This is a genomic window from Sphingomonas sp., assembly GCF_004799495.1.
Taxonomy (GTDB): Bacteria; Pseudomonadota; Alphaproteobacteria; order Sphingomonadales; family Sphingomonadaceae; genus Sphingomonas.
Genome location: NZ_SSMY01000004.1, coordinates 84,138 through 105,428 on the forward strand (window position 1 = coordinate 84,138; position 21,291 = coordinate 105,428).

Sequence of the window (21,291 nt, forward strand, 5' to 3'; positions counted from 1 at the left end):
CCGAACCCGCTTCGAGAGCACAGGTGCTCGCTGCGTTGAAAAACTGTCAGGTTCCGCAGCAATACCTCCAATCGGACCAAGGCGAACTCTCGGTCGTGTTTCCGGACGGAACTCGCGATGTGGAACGACGCCGGAGATGCATTGATGCATTTCTTCTGAAAGAGGGGATGTCTGTGACGATGGCTTGGAACGCAGGCAATGGCAGCTAACCACCCATAGCAGTCATGTAAGTTCGCGAGATCGGGTTTTCCTACAACCTAGCAAGCGTGCTATGATTCGCGCCGCTCTTTGACAGGTTGAATAGCGATTTGGCGTGGGTTGCTTGCCCGCGATCCATGCGCGCGTGACCTCCATGGCCACCGCGAACTTTGGGAACATTCGAGGGTAAGTGGCCTCGCGCACGCATAGGGGTGCGACTTTTGCGACGTTGATGTACGCGGCACCTTCGGCAAGTTTCGCAAACGTTGGCGGGCCGGAGGCTTCCCCGACCCGCCGCATCCTCTCCAGAGGGTGCCTCTCGGTTGCCCGCCGCGGCGAAGCCGCGTCGCCGGGCGGCAGGGCTACCCCTACCGCCGCCCAGGCTTGGCCGCCTCGACGCGAACTCCGTTCGCCGCGTGCCGCCTACGCCGCGAACTGGTTCATCGTGTTGTGCACCCCGCCCGCCTTGAGCGCCGCCTCGCCGGCGAAATACTCCTTGTGGTCGTCGCCCAGGTCCGACCCCGACATGTTCTGGTGCTTCACCGCGGCGATGCCCTGGCGGATTTCGGCGCGCTGGACGTTCCTGACGTAGCCGAGCATCCCCTGGTCGCCGAAATACTCCTTTGCGAGATTGTCGGTCGACAGCGCGGCGGTGTGGTACGTCGGCAGCGTGATGAGGTGGTGGAAGATCCCCGCCCGCGCCGCCGCGTCGCGCTGGAACGTGCGAATCCGCTCGTCGGCCTCCGCCGCCAGTTCGGTGTGGTCGTAATCGGCCGACATCAGCTTCGCCCGGTCGTATGCCGCGATGTCGCGCCCCGCCGCTTCCCAGGCATCGAACACTTGCTGGCGGAAGTTGAGCGTCCAGTTGAAGCTCGGCGAATTGTTGTAGACCAGCTTCGCGCTCGGGTGGACCGCGCGGATGCGGTCGACCATCGAGGCGATCTGTTCGATATGCGGCTTCTCGGTCTCGATCCACAGCAGGTCGGCGCCGTTGTCGAGGCTGGCGATGCAATCCATCACGCAGCGGTCGGCGCCGGTCCCTTCGCGGAACTGGAACAGGTTCGAGGGCAAGCGCTTGGGCCGCATCAGCTTGCCGTCGCGGTTGAGGATGACGTCGCCGTTCCGCGCGGTCGCCGGATCGATCTCTTCGCAATCGAGGAACGAATTGTACTGATCGCCCAGGTCGCCCGGTTCTTTCGATACCGCGATCTGCTTGGTCAGCCCCGCACCGAGCGAATCGGTGCGCGTGACGATGATCCCGTCCTCGACGCCTAGCTCGAGGAACGCGTAGCGGCAGGCGCGGACCTTCGCGAGGAAATCCTCGTGCGGCACGGTGACCTTGCCGTCCTGATGCCCGCATTGCTTCTCGTCGCTGACCTGGTTCTCGATCTGGAGCGCGCAGGCGCCCGCCTCGATCATCTTCCTGGCGAGCAGGTACGTCGCCTCGGCATTGCCGAACCCCGCGTCGATATCGGCGATGATCGGCACGACGTGCGTCTGGTGGTGCTCGATCGCATGGAGCAAGCGATGCTCGGCGACCTCGTCCCCTGAATCGCGCGCGACGTCCAGTTCACGAAACAGCCCGCCAAGCTCGCGCGCGTCGGCCTGGCGCAGGAAGGTGTAGAGTTCCGCGATCAGCGCGGGGACGCTGGTCTTTTCGTGCATCGACTGGTCGGGGAGCGGGCCGAACTCGCTCCTCAGCGCCGCGATCATCCAGCCCGACAGATAGAGGTAGCGGCGCTCGGTCGAGCCGAAATGCTTCTTGATGCTGATCATCTTCTGCTGGCCGATGAAGCCGTGCCAGCAGCCGAGCGACTGCGTATAATTCGCCGGATCGGCATCGTACGCCGCCATATCGCGCCGCATGATCGCGGCGGTGTAGCGCGCGATGTCGAGCCCCGTGCGGAAGCGATTCTGCGCGCGCATCCGCGCCACCGCTTCGGCGCTGATCCCGTCCCACGTGCCGTTGTACCCGGCGATCAGCTGGCCGGTCTGCGCGATATCGTCCTGATAGGTCACGGGTGTCGTCCTCGGTTGATTAGCCCGAGAATGTACGCGGATTTACAATCGATGCTGCCGATATACGGCAGATATCGGCGTCGAGGCGTCGAGGCCATCCGCTTCATACATGTCTTTTTGTAAATAGTTTTCAGCCGCCGATTTGCTATTTTGTCCCCCGGCGCCCATATAAGCGGCGCTACAGTCGCACATCGACGGTCTTCGGCGCTTTGCGGCTCCTTTCTCCTTCTTTCCCTGCAGCCGCGGCCTTGGGCTCCCCGACTCTTGGGTGCGCCCTGTCACAAAGAAGGAATACCTGCATGACCACCGGCACCGTCAAATTCTTTAACGCCGACAAGGGGTACGGCTTCATCGCGCCCGACGGCGGCGGACAGGATGCATTCGTCCACGTCACCGCGCTCGAGGCCGCCGGGATCAACACGCTCAACCAGAACGATCGCGTGACCTACGATCTGGAAAACGACCGCCGCGGCAAGCAGGCCGCGGTCAACGTGAAGATGGCAGCCGAGTAATCGACGCCCGGGCGGTTCGACTCGGTCGGACCGCCCTTTCGTGCTATTGGGGTAGCTTCAGGAGAATCGAATGTCCGACACCCCGGAACTCTACCGTAACCGCGCCGCCATGGAGCGCGCCAACGCCGCCGCCAGCAGCCTCGATAACGTTCGCGCGCGCTGCGAGCGCGCCGCGATGGCGTGGGAAGAAATGGCCGAACGGCTCGAGCGCACGTCGAAGCTGCGCAGCGAACGCGAAGACGCCGCCGCCCGCGCCGCCGAAGCACGAATGCTGGTCGCGGCGGAATAGCCGCCGCTTTCAATCCCCCCCGAAAGTAAACGCCGAAACCCCGCGCTCGCGTTCATTGATCAGCAGCGCGCGGCCGGCGGGCGGCGCGCTGCGTTGCGGGCAGGCGCTGCGCCCGCATGCGCGGCAACCGAGGCCGATCGGGGTCGCTTCGCCCTTCAGGTCGATGCCGCGCACCGCCGCGAGGCCGGTGGCGAGATCGGCGGCCAACCCCAGCCCGACCGCGAATTGCGCCCGCACCGAACCGTATTGCCGCCCCTGCGGCGTAACCGTGCGCGACAGTGTCAGCCAGCGCGCGCCATCCTCAAGCTCGACGAGCTGCACCGTCAGCTCGCCCGGCCGGTCGAAGGCATGATGCACACGCCATAGCGGGCAGCGCGAATCGCTCTCGGTCATCGGCGATGCGCTTGCGCCCGAGAAACGTTTCGACGCCTGTCCCGCGCGGTCGATCCGGACCATGAAGAACGGCAAACCGCGCGCACCGACTCGCTGCAACGTCGTCAGCCGGTGCGCGACCTGTTCGAACCCAGCGCCGAACCGGCGTTGCAGCAGTTCGAGGTCGTATCCCGTCGCCTCGCACGCGCGCAGGAACCGCGCATAGGGCATCATCACCGCGGCGGCGAAATAGCTGGTCAGGTACCGGCGGTAGAGCCGCTCGCCGGCGCGGTCGCCGATCCCGGCGCCGCGCACCAGCGCCTCGATGTCCTCGCGCGCTTCAATCTGGGCGAGCTGGTAGGCCGCGGCGAAGGTCCGGCTCGCCGGGTCGAGCGTTTCGGACAATTGCAATTGCCGCGCATGGAGGTCGGTGCGGCGGAGCAGGTCGGGCATCACGTCGACCGGCAGGATGCGGATCGTCAGTTGGTGCTTGACGCGCAGCCGCTCGGCGATCGCGCCATACAGGTCACCCGCGCCGAGCCGGAGCTCGTCGGCCAGCGTTTCCGCCACCGCGTCGAGGTCGGCGAAATGTCCCCGCCAGCGTTCGATCTCGCGCCGCACCTCGGCGATCGAATCCGCCGCTGCGGCTGTACCGTCGGTGCCAGTGGCGAGCCCCATCCGGTCGAACGCGCGCGCGAAGGCTTCCGCCCCACCCGGCGCGCCCGCCAGCCATTCCTCGACTTCGTTGCGGTCGATTTCCAGGTCGGCGAACAGCGGGTCGGCCAGCCGCCGCCGGATCGCCGCCGCGCCGCCGCCGGGCTCGCCCGCCGCGAGCGCGCGCGGATCGAAATCGAACGTCTCGGCCAGCTTGACCAGCAATGCCGCCGACAGCGGGCGCTGGTTCTTTTCGACCAGGTTGAGGTACGATGGGCTGATCGCAAGCATCTCCGCCATCGCCGCCTGCGTCAGCCCCTCGCGCCGCCGCAGCCGCCGCACCGCATGTCCCGCCAATATCTTACGCTCGGCCATCTCGCCCTTGGTCAATAGTTTACAACTTCACGTCGAATCGTGTCGCGCGCTAGCACAGCCAAACCCGAGGCGCCGCATAAAACGCGCACCTTCCGGCGCGGCCACGCGCTAACCGATCTCATCCCGGCCACGCTATCGGCCAGATTGTAAAGGAAGCGACATGCCAAGCGAACCGCAGCGCAGCCGCGCGGTCTTCTCGACCGAGGATTTCTCGCTGATGAAGGAAGCCGTCGGCGCCTATGTGCGCCAGATCGCCGACGACCCCAAGTCGGTCAAATTCTCCAACTTGTACCACCGCCTCGGCCGCGTCGGCTGAGGTCGGCCCCGCCCCCCCTTCCGGGGGCGGCGAGTTTCCTGGGGAGGAAAGGATGCCCGTCGGGTTCGTGCCCGGCGGGCATTTTCGTGCACATCTTGCGACAATGATCGGTTTGAGCGGGCGGCGGGGGAGATTAGGATGGCGGCATGTCCGTCACGCGCCGCTCGCTGATCGCCGGTGCCGCCGCCGTCGCGCTATTGCCGCGGGCCGCGTTGGCGCAGACGCCCGCGTTCGCAATCGATTGGCAAGGCGGTGAGCAGACCCCCGCCCTCCTCGCTGCGCTCGACGCGCAGATCGCGCTGGTCAAGTCGGTGCGCGTGAAGCCGGAAGTCGCGGCCTTCTTCGCCGAGCAGGTGATCACCGTGGACCTGGTACCGAATACGAAAACGCGCGCCGGCCAACGCGGCGTGTTCTTTCAACGCTCGCCGCTGCCGCCGCCCGAAAATCCGGTGCTGCTCCACGAACTGCTGCACCGTTACCATCTGCTCAAGCTGCCCGACGGGTTCGCGAATGCGACGGTGCTCGACTTCTATAAACGCGCGAAGGCCGCCGGCGACTGGCCGCCGCAAGCCTATCTCTACACCAACGATAAGGAATTCTTCGCGATGGTCGCTTCGGTCGCGCTGTGCGGCCACGCGGCGCGACCGCCCTACACGCGCGCGCTAGTGCGCGAGAAGCTGCCCGAGATGTACCGCTGGATCGTCGGCGAGTTCGGCTTGGAAACCTAGGCCGCGGTCCAGCCGCCATCGACCGACAGGTTGGCGCCGGTAATTGCCTTCGCCTCGTCGCGGCACAGGAACAGCGCGAGCGCCGCGACCTGCTCCGGGGTCACGAATTCCTTGGTTGGTTGCGCCGCGAGCAGCACGTCGTTCATCACTTGCTCTCGCGTTAGCCCTCGCGCGCGCATGGTGTCGGGGATCTGGTTCTCGACGAGTGGCGTCCAGACATAGCCCGGCGAGATGCAGTTCGCGGTGATGCCGTGCGTCGCGACTTCCAGCGCGACCGACTTGGTCAGCCCCGCAACGCCGTGCTTGGCCGCGACATAGGCCGACTTGTTCGGGCTGGCGACCAGGCTGTGTGCGGAGGCGGTGGAGATGATCCGGCCCCACTTCTTCGCCTTCATGTGCGGGATCGCGGCGTGCACCACGTGGAACGCGCTCGACAGGTTGATCGCGATGATCGCGTCCCATTTGTCCGTCGGGAAGTCGTCGACCGGCGAGACGAACTGGATGCCGGCGTTGTTGATGACGATGTCGGGACCGCCGAGTTCGTCGTGGCACCGTGCGACCATCGCGGCGATCTGGTCGGGCTTGGTCATGTCGGCGGAGTCGTACAGCGCCTTCGCACCGTTGATCGTGGCCAGCTCGGCGCGCTCGGCCTCGATCGCGTCCGCATCGCCCAAGCCGTTGATCATCACCGCGGCGCCCTCGGCGGCCAGCGCCTTGGCATACGCGAGCCCAATCCCGGAGGTCGACCCGGTGACGATCGCGCTCTTGCCCTTCAGAAACATGCCTTTACTCCCTGCTCCCTTCATCTGCGCATGACCCGATCGCACACACGATTGCAACCACTGCGCGACCGGCGCATTTGATACGCAACGATAACGATCAGGATAGCGCGCGATGCGGCTCGACGATTTCGACCCGAACATCAACGTCGAGGATCAGCGCGGATCGGGCGGCGGCGGGTTCGGTGGCTTCGGCGGCGGGGGCGGCGGTGGATTGCTCTTCGCGTTCCTGCCGATGATCTTCAGCCGGTTCGGCTGTTTCGGGGTCGCGATCGCGCTCGGGCTGTTCCTGTTCCTCGGCGGCGGGCTGCAGATGCTCGGCGGCGGCGGGCAGATCTCAGGTTCATCCGCGCCGACTGAAGCGCGCCGCGCGGGCAGCGACACCGCCTCCAGCTGCACGCTCGACGCCGGCAGCAAGGTCGCGTGCAACGCGTTCAGCTCGGCAGACAAGACCTGGGCGGCGATCTTCGCCAAAAGCGGCCAGCGGTTCGAACAACCCAAACTCGTGTTCTATGATGGTCAGGGCCAGTCGGGCTGCGGCGCCGCGCAATCGGCGATGGGGCCGTTTTACTGTCCGCAGGATCAGGGCGTGTACCTCGACACCAGCTTCTTTCAGGAACTCGCGCAGAAATTCGGCGCGTCGGGCGACTTCGCGCAGGATTACGTGATCGCGCACGAATTCGGGCATCATATTCAGAATCTGCTCGGCACGTCCGATCGGGTTTCGTCGCTCCAGCGCCGGTCGAGCGAGGTCGACGGGAACAAGCTCTCGGTCATGCTCGAGCTCCAGGCGGACTGCTTCGCCGGCGTCTGGGCTGCGCAGAACCGCGACCGGATGGACCCCGACGACCTGCAAGAGGGAATGACCGCGGCCAAGGCGATCGGCGACGATACATTGCAGCGCGAAATGCAGGGGCGAGTCGTTCCGGACAGCTTCACGCACGGCACATCGGAACAGCGCATGACCTGGCTCAAGCGCGGGATCGACAGTGGCGACCCCGCACAGTGCGACACGTTCGCAGGCGCGCTAGGCTGAAGTCGCGATCCCGTCCTCGACGCGAATCCGCGCGTCGCAGCGGCTGAGGCTCGAATCGCGATGCGCGACGATCAGGATCGTCGGGCGCGGATCGAGCGCGGCGAGCCGGTCGAGCAGCGCACCCTCGCCGGCTTCGTCGATCGCGTTGGTCGCCTCGTCGAGGATCAGCAGCCGCGGGCGCCGCAGCAGCGCGCGAGCGATCGCCAAGCGCTGACGCTCGCCGCCCGATAATAATGCCCCACGCTCGCCGACGATGCTGTCGAGACCGCTGGGCATCCGGGCGACGATCTCACTCGCGCCGGCGCACGCGATCGCCGCGTGCATCGCCGCCTCGCCGATCGCGTCGTCGCCCCAATCGAGGTTCCGCCGCACCGTGTCGTGGAACATGAAGCCGTCCTGCGGGACGTAAGCGACCGCCCCGCCCCAGCCGCCGGTCAGCGGCTTGCCCCCGACGCTCACCGTCCCGGCTTGCGGCGCGAGCAAACCGGTGACGACATCGATCAGCGTCGTCTTGCCGCCGCCGCTCGGCCCGGTGATCCCGGTGATTGACCCCTGGGCGATGGTCAGCGTCGCAGTCTTCAGCCCACCGCCGTCGCCGTGGATGTAGCTCACGCCGTCGAGCGCGATCGGTCCATTGCCGGGCGCCATGCCCCGCGGTTCGGGTTCGGCGGCGAAGTGCCGCTCGGCCTCGGTCACCGCGGCGAAGGCCGGCAGGCCGAACGCGATCGCCACTATCGATTGCTGCAATTGCTGCACCGGCCCGACCATCCGCGCGAACACCAGCACGACGATGATCAGCCGCGCCGGCGCGACGCCGAGCAGCCCGACCCCGCCAACCACGACGGCGGCCAGCACGAACGCCGACCCGATCGCGAAGCCCAGCCGTGCGCGTGCCTGCCCGCGCTGGAACGTCAGCGCGCTGTCGCGCGAGCGCGCCTGCGCGGCGGCGAACTCGGCGACGAAGCGGTCGCGCATCCGCTGCGCCGCGGCGATCTTCAGCCCGCCGAGGAACCCCGCCGCATTGCTCATCATCGATTGCCCGGCGCGCATCACCTTGTGCCCGCTGGAAAAGGCGTGGCGCTGGAGCAGCAACAGCATGCCGCCGCCCACCACGATCACCGCCACGGCGATCCCCGCCATGGCCGGTGATAAGGCAGCGACGACCGCCAACTGCACGCCGAGCGTGATTAGCCCGACGCACACCTGCACCATCATCTGCGCGGTCGACCCGACCCGCGTCATGTCCAGCCCGAGCAACGTCGTGACACGCGAATGGTCGAGCGCGGCGACCTTCGCCCACGGTGCCACCGCCAGCGCGCGCATTACGCGCAACCGCTGCGCGTCGACGAAGCGATATTGCAGCGATTGCAATGTCATGTCGCGCGCGTAAAGCAGCAGCGCGCGGACGATCATCATCGCGACAAACCCGGCGACCAGCAGCCCCATCAGCGCGCCCGGCGTCGCGAACCCCCAGCGCGCCGCCGCGACGCGGACCCACGACAGCTCGTTCGCGCCGGTCAGCACGCCCAGAATAGGCACGAGCAGCAACAGGCCCGCGCCTTCGATCAACGCCCCCAGCAAGGCGAGCACGAGTGCCAACGCGGTATGCCGCGGTTGCGCGGTCACGAGCGCGCGGATCGCCGCCATCGCCGTCCGCGCCGTTCCCGCTGAAGGATGCTCCCCTGTCACAGCGCCAGTGGTAGGGGGCGACAAGGCGACTGTCACCGGGGAAGGCGCTGTCGCGTGTCACCGCGTTCCTGAACGCTGCGCCCGCGATCCCGCCCGCCATGCCGCTGACCAGCTGAACGCCATAGCTTTCCAGCCGGCTCAGCGGATGGATCAGCCCGCCGTGGATGTCCTTCGGGCCCTCCAGCGCGCGGCTGACCGCGCCCGACACGCCCGCGGTGATCCCCGCCACCGCCACCCCGGTCCAGTCGAAATGGTCCTGCAGGTGCGTCGCCACCGCCACGCCTTGGTTGATCGCGTTCGACGCCACCCCGCGCACCACGTCGCCGACATATTCGTCCCGAGTCGGTCAAGCGCTAAAACGCCGGCGATTGAATGAGTTGTGGACAGCGGTTGATGCGGCGCGTTTGCGAAATATGAGCGACTGGTTGGCTGGGGCGGCAGGATTCGAACCTGCGAATGGCGGCACCAAAAGCCGCTGCCTTACCACTTGGCGACGCCCCACCGATGCCAGCCCTGCGAGCCTGCTCGCATAGGGGCCATCAAAGGCGAGCGGCGCTTATAGCGGCGCGCCGCGCGGTGCCAACCCTCTACAGCCGGTCGAGCCAGCCGTGCGGATCGGGCGCCGCGCCGCGCTGGATCGCGACCAGCGCGTCGCGCAACGCGAGCGACATCTGCCCGGGACCGCCCGAGCCGATCGTGAAGTTGCCCGACGCGGCCTTGACCGACCCGATCGGCGTGACCACCGCCGCCGTGCCGCACGCGAACGCCTCAACCAGCCGACCGCTCGCCGCGTCGGCGCGCCATTGATCGAGCGCATAGCGCTCCTCGCGCACCGTCAGCCCGCGGTCGCGCGCCAGCGCGATCAGCGAATCGCGCGTGATGCCGGCGAGGATCGTGTCGCTCAATGGCGGGGTGGCGAGCGACCCGTCGTCGAACACGAAGAAGATGTTCATGCCGCCGAGCTCTTCGATATAGCGCCGCTCGACCGCATCGAGGAACACGACCTGGTCGCACCCCTTCGCGATCGCCTCGGACTGCGCCGCGAGGCTTGCGGCATAATTGCCGCCGCATTTCGCCGCTCCCGTGCCGCCCGGCGCGGCGCGCGTGTAATTCTCCGACGCCCAGATCGACACCGCCTTGGGCCCACCCTTGAAATACGCACCGACCGACGAGGCGATCACCATATAGACGTAATCGGCCGACGGTTTGACCCCGAGGAACGCCTCGCTCGCGATCATGAACGGGCGCAGGTACAGCGCGCCGCCATCGCTGTCGGGAATCCAGTCGATCTCGCTTCGCACCAACGCGCGGCACGATTCGACGAACAGGTCGGCGGGCAATTCGGGCATCGCCAGTCGCCGCGCCGATGCCTGGAAGCGGCGGGCGTTGGCATCGGGCCGGAACAGCGCGGGTCCGCCCGCAGTGCGATACGCCTTGAGGCCTTCGAAAATCTCCTGCGCGTAATGCAGCACGGCGCATGCCGGATCGACCGTCAGGGGGCTACGCGGTGCGATCGCCATGTCGTGCCAACCGTCGGTCGCATTGTAGTGCGCGATCGCCATATGGTCGGTGAAGACGCGTCCGAAGCCGGGATCGACCATCCGCGCGGCGCGCTCCGCGGCGGACGTGGGAGTGGCAGTCGGATCGAGCGGGAACGTGGCGGCGATGGTCATGGCCGCCGTCCCATAGGCGCGATTGCGTGCGCGTCCAAGGCTTGCCGTAGGGTCATTACGGTGGCAACAACGGGACAATATGACTGCCCAAACACCAGCCGCTTCGGCCCAATTCCTGCGCGAATCGGAACTGCGCCGCGGTTCCGAACTGCTGTTTTTCGCCTACAGCCGCGTGACTCGCGCGGTTGACGAGCGGCTCGGGGCCAACAGCATTGGGCGGGCGCACCACCGCGCGCTGTATTTCATCGGGCGCCATCCGGACATTTCGGTGAGCGAGCTGCTCGCGATCCTGGGCGTGACCAAGCAATCGCTCGGCCGCGTGCTGACCGAACTGGAGCAGCGCGGCCTCGTCGAAACGCGCGTCGGCGACCGCGACCGGCGCCAGCGGCTGCTGCGCCTGACCGCGAGCGGGCACGCGCTCGACATGGAATTGTTCAACGCCAGCCGCGAGATCATGGCCAATGCCTATACCAGGGCGGGCCAGCAGGCCGTGACCGGGTTCTGGGCGGTGCTCGAGGGGCTGATCCCCGACGCCGAGCGCGCGCGGATCCATTCGTGGCGTGAGAATTCGGTGCCGCCCGGCGAACGCTCCTAGCGCCGCGCCTCCGCCGCCATTTCCTCGCCGCGCTTGCGGGCGGCGGCGAGCGTTTCGGTCAACAACATCACCAGCGCCTCGTCGCGGTCGAGCACGTTGAGCCCCTCCCGCGTCGACCCGCCGGGACTGGCGACGCGGTCGGCCAGCGTCGCGGGCGTCGCATCGGCCCCGGTCGCCATCGCGGCAGCGCCCTCGACCGTCGCCAGCGCGAGCCGCGCCGCTTGATCGCCGGGAATACCGAGCGCCTCACCGCCCTTCGCCAGCGCATCGATGAAGCGGAACAGGAAGGCGGGGCCGCACCCTTCGAGCGTGCCGAGCGCGCCGTACGATGCCTCGTCATCGGTCCATTCGACCAGCCCGAGCGGAGCCATCAGCGCGGCGACCGACTCCTTGACCGGCGGTGGCGCGGCGCGCGCGTGGAGCACGACGACGCCCTTGCCCAGCGCGACCGGCAAATTGGGCATCGCGCGGACGATCGCGGGGCCGGGAAAACGTTCGGCCAGCGTCGCTTCCTCGACCCCGGCGAGGATCGAGATCAGCATCGGCGCCCTAGCGATCGCGTCGCCATACTGAGCGACTATCTCGTCGATCTGTTGCGGCTTCATCCCCAGCATGATCGCGTCGGGCGGCGGGCCGTCGGGCAGCGTCCGCGCCTGCCGCACCCCGCCGGGCAAGGCGCGATCGTTGCGGTTGACGACGTCGACCGCGCCCGCCGCGATCCGCCCGCTATCGATCCAGCGCGACAGCATCGCGCCGGCCATGTTGCCGCAGCCGATCAGCCAGAGGCGTTGGAGCGCCACCCCGCTCACGCCTCGCCCTGCGTCTCCGTCATCGATGCGGCGAGCGCTTCCCTGGGCGTCTTGCCGCCCCACAGCACGAACTGGAACACCGGGTAAAAGCGCTCGCACTCGTCGATCGCGGATTCGATGATCAGCTCGGCATTTTCCAGGCTGAGCGTGCCGCCGTCGGTCCCGTCGATCACCGCGGCGTGGCGGTAGAGCACGATCCCGCTCGACGACCACAGTTCGAAATGGCCGATCCACAATTGCTCGTTGATCAGCCCGATCGCCTCGTAGATCGCGGCGCGGCGCTCGTCGTCGGTGACGCGGATGTCGGGGAAGGCGAGGAATTGCAGCACGCTGTCTTCCTCGCGCCACAGCGCGCGGAGCTCGTATTGCGTCCAGCTGCCCTTGACCGTCGCCACCACTTCGTCGTCGTGACGCTGATGATCCCAGCCATGCGCGGCGTAGTAATTCTCGATCATGTCGATCGGCGCCGCGTCTTCGCGCGACAGATCGTTTTCATCGAGCATGGCGGGTCTCGCGGTTCATGCGCGGAATCTGCCCGCTGCGGCCGAAACGCGCAACGGGGACGCGTGGAGAAAGCTGTGGATAGGGCGTTAGGCCTTTGTGGACTTCTTCGCGCCCTCGAGCTTGTCGAGCCGCGCCTTCAGCGCCTCGGCCTCGTCGCGCGCCGCGGCGGCCATCGCCTTCACCGCCTCGAATTCCTCGCGGCTGACGAAGTCCATCCCGCCGATCCATTCGCGCGCGCGTTCGCGCGTCGCGGCCTCGGCCTCGCGGCCCATCCCGGCCAGCGTGCCGGCGGCGCCGTTCACGAACTTGACCACATCGTCGAACAAACGGTTTTCGGACTGCATCGGAACGTTCCTTTAAGTCATCTCAGATCGTCATCTGGGTGCTCGACGACGACGGCACAAGCGCCTCGGCATCGGGATTGAGCTGCAGGACCCCGAAATTGAGGCACCCCGCGAAGCATAGCCACGCGAGATACGGCACCATCAGCCACGCCGCCGCGGTGCGGATCCGGCCGAAAATGAAGGTGGTGATCAGCGCGACGGCGAACATCGCGACGATGATCAGCAACCCCGCGAGCACCAGATGCGCGCCGAAGAACACCGGCGTCCAGGCAATATTGAGCACCATCTGAAGCGCGAACAGCCCGATCGCCAGCCCGCGATAGCGCGACCCGCGTGCGTTGAGGATCATCGCCAGCGCGAGCCCCATCATCACATAGAGCGCGGCCCAGGCGATCGGGAACACCCAGCTGGGCGGGTTGAGCGCGGGCTTGGCGAGCTCGCGATACCATAGGCTCCGGTCGCCCGAGGGCGCGAACTGGCTCGACGCGAAGCCGAGCAGGATGATCAGCGGCACCGTCACCACCGCCCAGCGCAGGAAGGCCCAGCGCAACTGTCCCTTGGTCGCAATCTCCATATCGTCCTTCTGGCAGCGCGCGCGGCGAAGGCAAGCGACTAGGCGGTGAGATGTGCCCCAATCAGGAACTCGATATTGCCTTCGGGGCCGGTGATCGGGCTTTGCGTGACGCCTTCAACCGCCCAGCCCTGCGTCGTCAGCCACGCCGCGACCTCGTCGCATACGCGCTGATGGATTACAGGATCGCGCACCACGCCGCCCTTCCCCACCTCATCGCGCCCCGCCTCGAATTGCGGCTTGATCAGCGCGAGCAACCGCGCGCCGGGCCGGGCGAAGCGCAGCGGCACCTCGAGCACCTTGGCCAGCCCGATGAAGCTCGCGTCACACACGATCAGGTCGGCGGGCTCTGGGATATGCGCGTCGGTCAGGACACGCGCGCTGGTCTGTTCGTGGACGATCACGCGCTCGTCCTGCCGCAGCTTCCACGCGAGCTGATTGGTTCCGCTATCAACCGCATAAACCCGCGCCGCGCCGCGCGAGAGCAGCACGTCGGTGAACCCGCCGGTCGAGCTTCCCACGTCGATCGCCATCGCGCCCGCGACATCCCAGCCGAAATGGTCGAGCCCGTGCGCCAGCTTGATCCCGCCGCGCGATACCCAGGGATGATCGCGGCCCTTGACCTCCACTGCTGCGTCTTCAGCTACTTGTTCGCCCGGTTTGGCGACCTTGCGTCCCCCGGCAAACACCAGCCCCGCCATGATCAGCGCCTGTGCCCGCGTGCGGCTTTCGACAAGACCGCGATCGACAAGCAGTTGGTCGATCCGTTGTTTCAGGCCCGCGCCCCTTCGACCACGCCCGCGTCGTTGTGCCGCAACGCCTTGAGCACCGTCTCGACGATCGCGTCGGCGTCGAGCCCGGCTTCGGCATATTGCAGCTCGGGCTTGTCCTGATCCTGGAACGCATCGGGCAGGCGCAGCGTGCGGAGCTTGAGGCCGGCGTCGATCAGCCCGGTGTCGCTCGCCATCGTGAGCACATGCGCGCCGAGGCCGCCGATCGAGCCTTCCTCGATCGTCACCGCGACTTCGTGGCTGGTCAGCAGCTTGCGGATCATTTCCTCGTCGAGCGGCTTGGCGAAGCGAAGGTCGGCGACGGTCGCCGACAGGCCTTTCGCGTCGAGCGCGTCGGCGGCCTTGAGCGCCTCGGCGAGACGGGTGCCAAGCGACAGGATCGCGACCTTCTTCCCCTCGCGCACGATCCGCCCTTTGCCGATCGGCAGTTGTTCGGCGATTTCGGGCAGCGCGACGCCGGTGCCGTTGCCGCGCGGATAGCGCACCGCGATCGGGCCGCTGTCGTGCAGCGCCGCGGTATGCGTCATGTGGACGAGCTCGGCCTCGTCCGCCGCCGCCATCACAACAAAATTGGGCAAGGTCGCCAAATAGGTTACATCGAAGCTGCCCGCGTGCGTAGCGCCGTCGGCACCGACCAGACCAGCGCGATCAATCGCGAACCGCACGGGTAAATTCTGAATCGCAACGTCGTGCACCACCTGATCGTACGCGCGCTGCAGGAAGGTCGAATATATCGCGCAGAACGGCCGCATCCCCTGCGCCGCCAGCCCCGCGGCAAAGGTCACTGCGTGCTGCTCGGCGATGCCGACGTCGAACGTGCGGTCGGGGTGTGCCTTGGCGAAGCGGTCGAGCCCGGTTCCGCTCGGCATCGCCGCGGTGATCGCGACGATGCTCGGGTCGCGGTCGGCATCCTTGATCAGCTGATCGGCGAAGACGTTCTGGTACGCGGGCGGCCCCGGGGGCGCCTTGGCCTGCGTGCCGGTGATCACGTCGAACTTCTGCACGCCATGATATTTGTCCGCTGCCGCCTCGGCCGGGCCGTAGCCCTTGCCCTTAGTGGTCACGACATGGACCAGGATCGGGCCGTGCTCGCTGTCGCGGACGTTCTCGAGCACCGGGATCAGATGGTCGAGGTTATGCCCGTCGATCGGGCCGACGTAATAGAAGCCGAGTTCCTCGAACAGCGTGCCGCCGGTCACCATGCCGCGGGTAAATTCCTCGGCCTTTTGCGCGGCGTTGTGGATGCGGCGCGAGATTTTCGCGGTGAGGCGCTTGGCGAGGCTGCGCAGGCCAAGATATTCGCTCGAGCTGACCATCCGCGCGAGATACGCCGACAGCCCGCCGACCGGCGGCGCGATCGACATGTCGTTGTCGTTGAGGATCACGACCAGCCGATTGCCCGCGGCCTCGGCGTTGTTCATCGCCTCGTACGCCATCCCCGCCGACATCGCGCCGTCGCCGATCACCGCGATCGCCTTGCCCGGCTTGCCCGCGAGCTTGTTGGCGATCGCGAACCCCAACGCCGCCGAGATCGAGGTCGACGAATGCGCCGCGCCGAACGGGTCGTATTCACTCTCGCTGCGCTTGGTGAAACCGCTCAGGCCCCCGCCCTGCCGCAAGGTGCGGATGCGGTCGCGCCGCCCGGTCAGGATCTTGTGCGGATAGCATTGGTGCCCGACGTCCCACACCAGCCGGTCGTCGGGGGTGTCGAAGACATAATGGATCGCGGTGGTCAGCTCGACCACGCCGAGCCCCGAGCCGAGGTGTCCGCCGGTCGTGCCGACCGCGGAAATGACCTCAGCGCGCAATTCGTCGGCCAACTGGCGCAATTGCGTAGGCTTGAGCGTGCGGAGGTCGGCGGGCGTCGAGACGGTGTCGAGCAGCGGCGTCGTGGGAAGGTCGGCCATCGCACCGCCTTACCCCAGCGCGAAACGCCTGTCGATTGACCGTGTTAGCCGCGCTACCGCAGCCACCGCTGCATCGCCGGATAGCGCTCGCCCTCGCCTTCGCGCGCCGCCAGCCCATAATATTCGAGCATCGGCACGCCGACATAGCATCCGGCCGCGAAATTCTCGGCCAGATAGCCGCCGCCGCCCTTGCCATAGCCGTCGTCGTGAAAGACCAGCGCGGGATCGATACCGATCGCCGTCGCCGCGGCATACGACCAGGCGATCGCTGCCATCTCGTCGGCTGCGGCGGTTTCGACCGCGCCGAAGCTGGTATCGCTCGCGCTCGCGCGGATGGCAGGATGGGTGACCGCGAGATGTCCGGCCTCATGGAGCAGATCGCCGGGATGCGTGAGCCGCGCCGGATCGTAATGGAGCGCGCCCTCGCGCACCGCCATCGCGGCGAGCTGGCCGTCCTCGGCCAGCGGACTCGCCTCGACCGCGATGCCGATACCCCGCAGAAACGCCACGATGGCGGTGGCGATGTCGCCGGACGGCCGTGCAACGGACGGCTCACCAATGTCAGTTGTCATCTCATCCATTTCGAATATCTGATAGTCTTTGGTTCGTTCTGCCATGTCGCTGCGGTGCGTCCTAAGGCCGCGATCGGCCATTTATCGGTCGTTATAGGCAACAATTCCGTCTTTTTGCTGCGCTTCGTCGCCGCGAATAGCTTTTCGATGGACCGTCGCACGACCCATCGATACTCTCTCTTGGCCATTGCAGTTCGGATCGGCGTGCGCGGTCCATGGCGTGTTGCATCGGGAGGTTTCGAGAATCAAACAATAAGGGAGAGCGAGCCATGGCGGTACCCTTCGATGTCGTCGTCACGATCGGCGGCCAGTCGTTCGTCGACGGGCTGTGGCGCATCTTCGGCCCTGCGCTCGAGCGGCTGCAGGCTCCGCTGCCGATCGCACTCCCTGGCTTCGCCAACGCGCGGATGCGGATCACCAATCTGATCCCCGAATTTCCCGGCACCGTGCCCACCGACGGGCTCGAAATCGTCGCGACGATCGAACTGACGGCCGAAGCGCTGATCCACGTTCTAACGAGGTCCGACGGCGTGCAGATCGCGCTCGGTCCGCAACCGGTCGAGCTTCCGGCGCAAACCGGCAGTTTGACCAACATCGTCTTCAGCGGCCCGCTCAACATCGGCACGGGTGCAGGCGCGCTCAATCTGCCGCCGCTTTCGGGAACGCTGGGGCTGCCCGCCACGCTCGACGTGCCCGGCATCCCGCTCCCAGCGGTGGCACCGGTCCCGCTCGACCTGACCCCGAACATGCCGCTAATCATGTCGTCGATCGCGCGCCTGTCGGTTTCCTCGCCCACGATCACCACACGGCCCGGGCTGATGTTCGTGACAGGCCCGGTCGGCGTGCTGCCACCCACGCTGATCGACCCCAATCTGGCCGCCACATTGCTGCCCAAACTGCAGAGCGCGGTCGATGTGCTGATCGGGCAGCTCGCCCTGCCCGTGCAAGTGCCGATCGACATCGCGATGGTCGATACGCTGATCGCACCGATCGCCGGTGTCGTCCGCGGCGCGCTCGACGAGGCGCTGACGCTGCTGGTCGCCGAAACCGGCCGCGTGATCTTCCCGGCGCACGATGGCACGACGTCGTGCGATGTCGGCGCGCTGCCGTCGAGCGCGCACGCCACGCTGACCGCGTCGGCGGCGAACGGCTATAACCTGCAGGTCGCATTTCTGCGGCCGGGATCGACCGGCACGATCGAGACCCAGGTGCCCAATCCGAACGTCGGGACGACTGGCTGCCACGTTCTGATCGGCAATGCCTTCGTCCTCGACCTCCTCGTCTGCCTGGTCGAGCAATTACCGGCGTTCGTGTTGCCCAAGAAGGGCGTGATCCAGACTACGCCGCACCATGACGTCCGCGACCAGCCGCATCGCAATTGCGTCAACTTCACCGGCGTGACCGCGTCGTTCGGCGCCTTCGCGCTGGGCGGAGGCCCGACCGACGGCATATCGGTCTGCATCGACGGCCAGGATAACGAGGCGAAGACCTTCTCGCTGGTCGGCAAGTTCGTCCAGGACATTCCCAACCCGGTCCCGTTCCTCAACAGTGCCGTGTCGTCGATCCTCAAGCTGAGCGCGGAATTCGTCCTGCCGGTGACGTTCGATCTGGACGATGTCGCGGCATTGTCCAACTTGCGAGTGATCGAAGACAAGGACCCGCTCTTCGTCGATGCCAGCGTGAGCCCGTCATGGGCGCTGATCGCTGCCATCCTCGTATTCGGCGCGCTGTCCGGCGTGCTCGCGTTCCTGTTCGCTAGCGCCGCAATCGTGATCGTGGTGCTGGACCTGCTGGTCGTCATGGCGATCTATCTGGTGTGCGGGGTGCTGTCCTATTTCCTCAGCAACGCCGTGCCGACGGTGCTGGCGGGCGCGTCGCTGGTCAAATCGCCGGTCGCGGTCCCGCCGGGGGTGTTCGAAGCGTTCGGCAAGCTGTCACCGGTGACGGTCAAGGTCGACGATCTCACGTCGTTCGGCGTCCTCCACACTCCGGTATCGCCGTGGGCATTGCTGCCGCGCATCGGCGTGCCGCGGCGCAAGCAGATTGATGGTGGCGACGGCGGCAGCGGCCCGATCACGACGACCAATGTCCCGCCGGCGCCGCCGCATCCGGAAGGATAGGGCTTAGGACGCCACAAACAAGAAGGGCGGCCCGTTGCGGGGCCGCCCTTTCTTTTTGCAGCGCCGCCACGGAATAAATCCGTGAGCCTGCCCCCGCTAAGGCGGGGGTCGGACGGGGCGTTGCCCCGCCGGCCGGCGCTACGAGTCCTTGAATAGCTCGCGCTATTCCAGGCTCGTTTAACGCTTCGAGAACTGGAAACTGCGACGCGCCTTGGCGCGGCCGTACTTCTTGCGCTCGACGGTGCGGCTGTCGCGGGTCAGGAAGCCGGCGCGCTTCACCTGCGTGCGCAGGATCGGCTCGTACTTCGTGATCGCCTGGCTGATGCCGTGCTTGACCGCACCGGCCTGGCCTGACAGCCCACCGCCCTTGACGGTCGCGACGACGTCATACTGGCCCTCGCGCTCGGCGACGCCGAACACCTGGTTGATGACGAGACGCAGCGTCGGGCGCGCGAAGTAATTCTCGAAATCGCGGCCGTTGATCGTGATCTTGCCCGTGCCCGGCTTCAGCCAGACGCGCGCGACGGCGTCCTTGCGGCGGCCGGTCGCATAGGCGCGGCCCTGCGCGTCGATTTCCTGCTCGCGCAGCGGGGCCGGCTCGGGCGCCGGGCCGCTGTTGTTGGTGTCCGCCGCGGCAACGACCGCGTCCGGGGTCTGGCTGATCACGTTGCCGAGATCGGCGAGGGACTGGCGTTCATCGGCCATTATGCGCCCACCTTATTCTTGCGGCTCATCGCCGCGATATCCAAAACTTCGGGGTTCTGCGCTTCGTGCGGATGCTCGGCACCGGCGAAGATGCGCAGGTTGCGCAGCTGCTGACGGCCCAGCGGCCCGCGCGGGATCATCCGCTCGACCGCCTTTTCCAGCACGCGCTCCGGGAAACGACCCTCGAGCACCTTGCCCGCGGTGATACCCTTGATGCCGCCGGCGTAACCGGTGTGCTTGTAATAGACCTTGTCGGCCAGCTTCTTGCCGGTGAACTTCACCTTGTCGGCGTTGATGACGATGACGTTGTCACCGCAATCGACGTGCGGAGTATAGCTGGTCTTGTGCTTGCCGCGCAGCACGTTGGCGATCACCACCGCGGCGCGACCGACCACCAGGCCGTCGGCATCGACGATGTGCCATTTCTTTTCCACTTCGTGCGGCTTGGCCGACTTGGTGGTCTTCATCAGCGCCTTCATGGGCTGTGACCTCTTGGTTATGAAATAAGAAGCGCGGCCGGTTGCCCAGCCGCGTCGGTGGCGGCCAGATGCAGACTGACACGCACAAAGTCAAGCAAAACCGCGCTTTTGCTGACGGGTATTATGATACCGGAGACGGTTTACCGCGTCCGACGACGTGGATGCCCCAAGTCACTGCGACCACCAGTAACGCCCCGACGAGCTGATGCAGCCCGGCGAGCGTCACGTTCACCTCGCTCATCACCGTCGAGATACCGAGCAGGATCTGCGTCCCGAACGCGATGTGGATCGCGACCGACGCGCAGCGGTCGATCGGCTTCACCCTGCGCGCGAGCAGCACCAGCATCGCGACCACGACCCACGCCCACCAGCGATGGATGAAATGGACGATGGCCGGATCGTCGAACAGCATCATGCCGAGCGATTCACCGCTCTGCGTCGCGCCGGGGAAGAGCTGTCCGTTCATCAGCGGCCAGTCCTTCGCGACCAACCCTGCGCGAAGGCCCGCCATCAGCGCGCCGTAGAGGAGTTGCACCGCCAGTACGGTGCCCGCCGCCAGCCCGAATCCGGTCAGCCGCGCCGGCCGCGCCGCCGGATCGCGCGCCAGTCTGCGAAGGTCGAGCGCGGTCCACACCATCCCGGCGAGGGTGAACAGCGCCGTCAGCAGATGCGTCGCGAGCCAGCCCGGCGCGACTTCGGTCCGGTGCGTCAGCCCCGACCGCACCATCAGCCAGCCGAACGTCCCTTGCAGACAGATTAGCGCGAACAGCGCGAACAGCCGCCAGAAATAGCCGCGCGGAATCTGCCGCCTGACCGCGAACCAGACGAACGGAATCAGGAACGCCATCCCGATGATCCGCCCGAGGAAGCGGTGGAGATATTCCCAGAAGAAGATCGCCTGAAACCCGGCGAGCGTCATGCCGTGGTTGAGCGCCTCGTACTGGGGGATGCGGCGGTAATTGGCGAACTCGGCCTGCCACTGCGCGTCGGTCAGCGGCGGGACGATCCCGGTCAGCGGCTTCCACTCGGTGATCGACAGCCCCGATTCGGTGAGCCGCGTGACCCCGCCCACCACGACGATCGCGACGATCAGCGCGGCGACGGCGTAGAGCCAGGTGGCGATGGCGCGGGGGCGGATGGTTCGGATCGATGACATGGCCGCGCCCATACCCATCCCGTCATCCCGGCGAAAGCTGGGATCTCAGGCTGGATCGCAATGCTGCACGAGACCCCAGCTTTCGCTGGGGTGACGGC

At 66.8% G+C, this 21,291-nt stretch carries 22 protein-coding genes and 1 tRNA gene; 7 read left to right on the forward strand and 16 right to left on the reverse strand.

The features are described 5' to 3' along the window. Positions 1 to 621: 621 nt before the first annotated feature. Positions 622 to 2,217 (reverse strand): isocitrate lyase, encoded by a 1,596-nt coding sequence (locus E7773_RS04170; protein WP_293988591.1) that lies wholly within the window; start codon positions 2,215 to 2,217, stop codon positions 622 to 624. 299 nt (positions 2,218 to 2,516) lie between these two features. Here E7773_RS04170 and E7773_RS04175 point away from each other — a divergent pair, with 299 nt between their 5' ends. Together E7773_RS04175 and E7773_RS04180 are read left to right on the forward strand one after the other, a co-directional pair. Next, positions 2,517 to 2,729, forward strand: coding sequence for a cold-shock protein (locus tag E7773_RS04175; RefSeq protein WP_293988593.1), 213 nt, complete (start codon positions 2,517 to 2,519; stop codon positions 2,727 to 2,729). Positions 2,730 to 2,799: 70 nt separating this feature from the next. Then, the gene (locus E7773_RS04180; RefSeq protein WP_293988595.1) at positions 2,800 to 3,018 is read left to right on the forward strand and encodes a hypothetical protein; all 219 of its coding nucleotides are present in this window, start codon (positions 2,800 to 2,802) and stop codon (positions 3,016 to 3,018) included. A gap of 9 nt (positions 3,019 to 3,027) precedes the next feature. Here E7773_RS04180 and E7773_RS04185 read toward each other — a convergent pair whose 3' ends face one another. Continuing rightward, positions 3,028 to 4,419, reverse strand: a complete 1,392-nt coding sequence (locus E7773_RS04185; RefSeq protein ID WP_293988597.1) for a short-chain fatty acyl-CoA regulator family protein — start codon at positions 4,417 to 4,419, stop codon at positions 3,028 to 3,030. A 160-nt stretch (positions 4,420 to 4,579) separates the two neighbouring features. On the opposite strand from E7773_RS04185, the gene E7773_RS04190 reads away from it, so the two are divergent. Next, positions 4,580 to 4,735, forward strand: coding sequence for a hypothetical protein (locus tag E7773_RS04190; protein ID WP_293988599.1), 156 nt, complete (start codon positions 4,580 to 4,582; stop codon positions 4,733 to 4,735). A gap of 146 nt (positions 4,736 to 4,881) precedes the next feature. Further along, the gene (locus E7773_RS04195; protein WP_293988602.1) at positions 4,882 to 5,463 is read left to right on the forward strand and encodes a hypothetical protein; all 582 of its coding nucleotides are present in this window, start codon (positions 4,882 to 4,884) and stop codon (positions 5,461 to 5,463) included. On the opposite strand, the gene E7773_RS04200 is transcribed toward E7773_RS04195, so the two are convergent. After that, on the reverse strand, positions 5,460 to 6,245 hold the full coding sequence (locus tag E7773_RS04200) for a 3-hydroxybutyrate dehydrogenase (protein ID WP_293988604.1): 786 nt from the start codon (positions 6,243 to 6,245) through the stop codon (positions 5,460 to 5,462). The two genes, E7773_RS04195 and E7773_RS04200, sit on opposite strands and share 4 nt — an antisense overlap. A 112-nt stretch (positions 6,246 to 6,357) precedes the next feature. Between E7773_RS04200 and E7773_RS04205 the strand changes: the two genes are divergently transcribed. Beyond that, positions 6,358 to 7,278, forward strand: a complete 921-nt coding sequence (locus tag E7773_RS04205; RefSeq protein WP_293988606.1) for a neutral zinc metallopeptidase — start codon at positions 6,358 to 6,360, stop codon at positions 7,276 to 7,278. On the opposite strand, the gene E7773_RS04210 is transcribed toward E7773_RS04205, so the two are convergent. The 3 genes from E7773_RS04210 to E7773_RS04220 all read right to left on the reverse strand — a co-directional run bounded on the left by E7773_RS04210 (position 7,270) and on the right by E7773_RS04220 (position 10,640). Next, complete coding sequence (locus E7773_RS04210; protein WP_293988608.1) at positions 7,270 to 8,925, reverse strand: ABC transporter ATP-binding protein; 1,656 nt, start codon at positions 8,923 to 8,925, stop codon at positions 7,270 to 7,272. The two genes, E7773_RS04205 and E7773_RS04210, sit on opposite strands and share 9 nt — an antisense overlap. Before the next feature lie 468 nt (positions 8,926 to 9,393). Next, positions 9,394 to 9,468: transfer RNA gene (locus E7773_RS04215), tRNA-Gln, on the reverse strand. 86 nt (positions 9,469 to 9,554) lie between these two features. Then, complete coding sequence (locus E7773_RS04220; RefSeq protein ID WP_293988610.1) at positions 9,555 to 10,640, reverse strand: branched-chain amino acid aminotransferase; 1,086 nt, start codon at positions 10,638 to 10,640, stop codon at positions 9,555 to 9,557. A gap of 79 nt (positions 10,641 to 10,719) precedes the next feature. Between E7773_RS04220 and E7773_RS04225 the strand changes: the two genes are divergently transcribed. Next, the gene (locus E7773_RS04225; RefSeq protein ID WP_293988612.1) at positions 10,720 to 11,235 is read left to right on the forward strand and encodes a helix-turn-helix domain-containing protein; all 516 of its coding nucleotides are present in this window, start codon (positions 10,720 to 10,722) and stop codon (positions 11,233 to 11,235) included. Here E7773_RS04225 and E7773_RS04230 read toward each other — a convergent pair. The 7 genes from E7773_RS04230 to E7773_RS04260 all read right to left on the reverse strand — a co-directional run bounded on the left by E7773_RS04230 (position 11,232) and on the right by E7773_RS04260 (position 16,733). After that, on the reverse strand, positions 11,232 to 12,044 hold the full coding sequence (locus E7773_RS04230) for a pyrroline-5-carboxylate reductase dimerization domain-containing protein (RefSeq protein ID WP_293988615.1): 813 nt from the start codon (positions 12,042 to 12,044) through the stop codon (positions 11,232 to 11,234). The two genes, E7773_RS04225 and E7773_RS04230, sit on opposite strands and share 4 nt — an antisense overlap. Beyond that, positions 12,041 to 12,547, reverse strand: coding sequence for a YbjN domain-containing protein (locus tag E7773_RS04235; protein ID WP_293988618.1), 507 nt, complete (start codon positions 12,545 to 12,547; stop codon positions 12,041 to 12,043). The genes E7773_RS04230 and E7773_RS04235 overlap by 4 nt, the downstream gene beginning before the upstream one ends. An 87-nt stretch (positions 12,548 to 12,634) precedes the next feature. After that, complete coding sequence (locus E7773_RS04240) at positions 12,635 to 12,892, reverse strand: accessory factor UbiK family protein (RefSeq protein WP_293988620.1); 258 nt, start codon at positions 12,890 to 12,892, stop codon at positions 12,635 to 12,637. 22 nt (positions 12,893 to 12,914) lie between these two features. Next, positions 12,915 to 13,466, reverse strand: a complete 552-nt coding sequence (locus tag E7773_RS04245) for a TspO/MBR family protein (protein ID WP_293988622.1) — start codon at positions 13,464 to 13,466, stop codon at positions 12,915 to 12,917. A gap of 38 nt (positions 13,467 to 13,504) precedes the next feature. Further along, complete coding sequence (locus tag E7773_RS04250; protein WP_293989038.1) at positions 13,505 to 14,239, reverse strand: TlyA family RNA methyltransferase; 735 nt, start codon at positions 14,237 to 14,239, stop codon at positions 13,505 to 13,507. Further along, positions 14,236 to 16,161, reverse strand: coding sequence for a 1-deoxy-D-xylulose-5-phosphate synthase (dxs, locus tag E7773_RS04255; protein ID WP_293988625.1), 1,926 nt, complete (start codon positions 16,159 to 16,161; stop codon positions 14,236 to 14,238). The genes E7773_RS04250 and dxs overlap by 4 nt, the downstream gene beginning before the upstream one ends. A 53-nt stretch (positions 16,162 to 16,214) precedes the next feature. Then, complete coding sequence (locus E7773_RS04260) at positions 16,215 to 16,733, reverse strand: hypothetical protein (protein ID WP_293988628.1); 519 nt, start codon at positions 16,731 to 16,733, stop codon at positions 16,215 to 16,217. Between the two features lie 269 nt (positions 16,734 to 17,002). Between E7773_RS04260 and E7773_RS04265 the strand changes: the two genes are divergently transcribed. Next, positions 17,003 to 18,853, forward strand: a complete 1,851-nt coding sequence (locus tag E7773_RS04265) for a hypothetical protein (RefSeq protein WP_293988631.1) — start codon at positions 17,003 to 17,005, stop codon at positions 18,851 to 18,853. Positions 18,854 to 19,030: 177 nt separating this feature from the next. Here E7773_RS04265 and rpsI read toward each other — a convergent pair whose 3' ends face one another. From rpsI to E7773_RS04280, 3 genes are all read right to left on the reverse strand, one after another. After that, a complete protein-coding gene (gene rpsI / locus E7773_RS04270; protein ID WP_293988634.1) occupies positions 19,031 to 19,558 on the reverse strand; it encodes a 30S ribosomal protein S9 in 528 nt (175 codons plus the stop codon). Beyond that, positions 19,558 to 20,037: a 50S ribosomal protein L13 gene (rplM, locus tag E7773_RS04275; protein ID WP_293988637.1), complete on the reverse strand. Its 480-nt coding sequence runs from the start codon at positions 20,035 to 20,037 to the stop codon at positions 19,558 to 19,560. Before rplM ends, rpsI begins: the two co-directional genes overlap by 1 nt. A 121-nt stretch (positions 20,038 to 20,158) precedes the next feature. Further along, positions 20,159 to 21,193 (reverse strand): COX15/CtaA family protein, encoded by a 1,035-nt coding sequence (locus E7773_RS04280; RefSeq protein ID WP_293988639.1) that lies wholly within the window; start codon positions 21,191 to 21,193, stop codon positions 20,159 to 20,161. Positions 21,194 to 21,291: the final 98 nt, after the last annotated feature.

Excerpts from the sequence above, each read along its gene's own strand:
- E7773_RS04265 (WP_293988631.1), top strand. The coding sequence starts at position 17,003 with ATGGCGGTACCCTTCGATGTCGTCGTCACGATCGGCGGCCAGTCGTTC.
- rpsI (WP_293988634.1), bottom strand. The coding sequence starts at position 19,558 with ATGGCCGATGAACGCCAGTCCCTCGCCGATCTCGGCAACGTGATCAGC.
- E7773_RS04205 (WP_293988606.1), top strand. The coding sequence starts at position 6,358 with ATGCGGCTCGACGATTTCGACCCGAACATCAACGTCGAGGATCAGCGC.
- E7773_RS04220 (WP_293988610.1), bottom strand. The coding sequence starts at position 10,640 with ATGACCATCGCCGCCACGTTCCCGCTCGATCCGACTGCCACTCCCACG.
- E7773_RS04180 (WP_293988595.1), top strand. The coding sequence starts at position 2,800 with ATGTCCGACACCCCGGAACTCTACCGTAACCGCGCCGCCATGGAGCGC.
- E7773_RS04225 (WP_293988612.1), top strand. The coding sequence starts at position 10,720 with ATGACTGCCCAAACACCAGCCGCTTCGGCCCAATTCCTGCGCGAATCG.
- E7773_RS04240 (WP_293988620.1), bottom strand. The coding sequence starts at position 12,892 with ATGCAGTCCGAAAACCGTTTGTTCGACGATGTGGTCAAGTTCGTGAAC.
- rplM (WP_293988637.1), bottom strand. The coding sequence starts at position 20,037 with ATGAAGGCGCTGATGAAGACCACCAAGTCGGCCAAGCCGCACGAAGTG.
- E7773_RS04210 (WP_293988608.1), bottom strand. The coding sequence starts at position 8,925 with ATGGCGGCGATCCGCGCGCTCGTGACCGCGCAACCGCGGCATACCGCG.
- E7773_RS04260 (WP_293988628.1), bottom strand. The coding sequence starts at position 16,733 with ATGACAACTGACATTGGTGAGCCGTCCGTTGCACGGCCGTCCGGCGAC.
- E7773_RS04200 (WP_293988604.1), bottom strand. The coding sequence starts at position 6,245 with ATGTTTCTGAAGGGCAAGAGCGCGATCGTCACCGGGTCGACCTCCGGG.
- E7773_RS04235 (WP_293988618.1), bottom strand. The coding sequence starts at position 12,547 with ATGCTCGATGAAAACGATCTGTCGCGCGAAGACGCGGCGCCGATCGAC.
- E7773_RS04175 (WP_293988593.1), top strand. The coding sequence starts at position 2,517 with ATGACCACCGGCACCGTCAAATTCTTTAACGCCGACAAGGGGTACGGC.
- E7773_RS04245 (WP_293988622.1), bottom strand. The coding sequence starts at position 13,466 with ATGGAGATTGCGACCAAGGGACAGTTGCGCTGGGCCTTCCTGCGCTGG.
- E7773_RS04280 (WP_293988639.1), bottom strand. The coding sequence starts at position 21,193 with ATGTCATCGATCCGAACCATCCGCCCCCGCGCCATCGCCACCTGGCTC.
- E7773_RS04190 (WP_293988599.1), top strand. The coding sequence starts at position 4,580 with ATGCCAAGCGAACCGCAGCGCAGCCGCGCGGTCTTCTCGACCGAGGAT.
- E7773_RS04195 (WP_293988602.1), top strand. The coding sequence starts at position 4,882 with ATGTCCGTCACGCGCCGCTCGCTGATCGCCGGTGCCGCCGCCGTCGCG.
- E7773_RS04185 (WP_293988597.1), bottom strand. The coding sequence starts at position 4,419 with ATGGCCGAGCGTAAGATATTGGCGGGACATGCGGTGCGGCGGCTGCGG.
- dxs (WP_293988625.1), bottom strand. The coding sequence starts at position 16,161 with ATGGCCGACCTTCCCACGACGCCGCTGCTCGACACCGTCTCGACGCCC.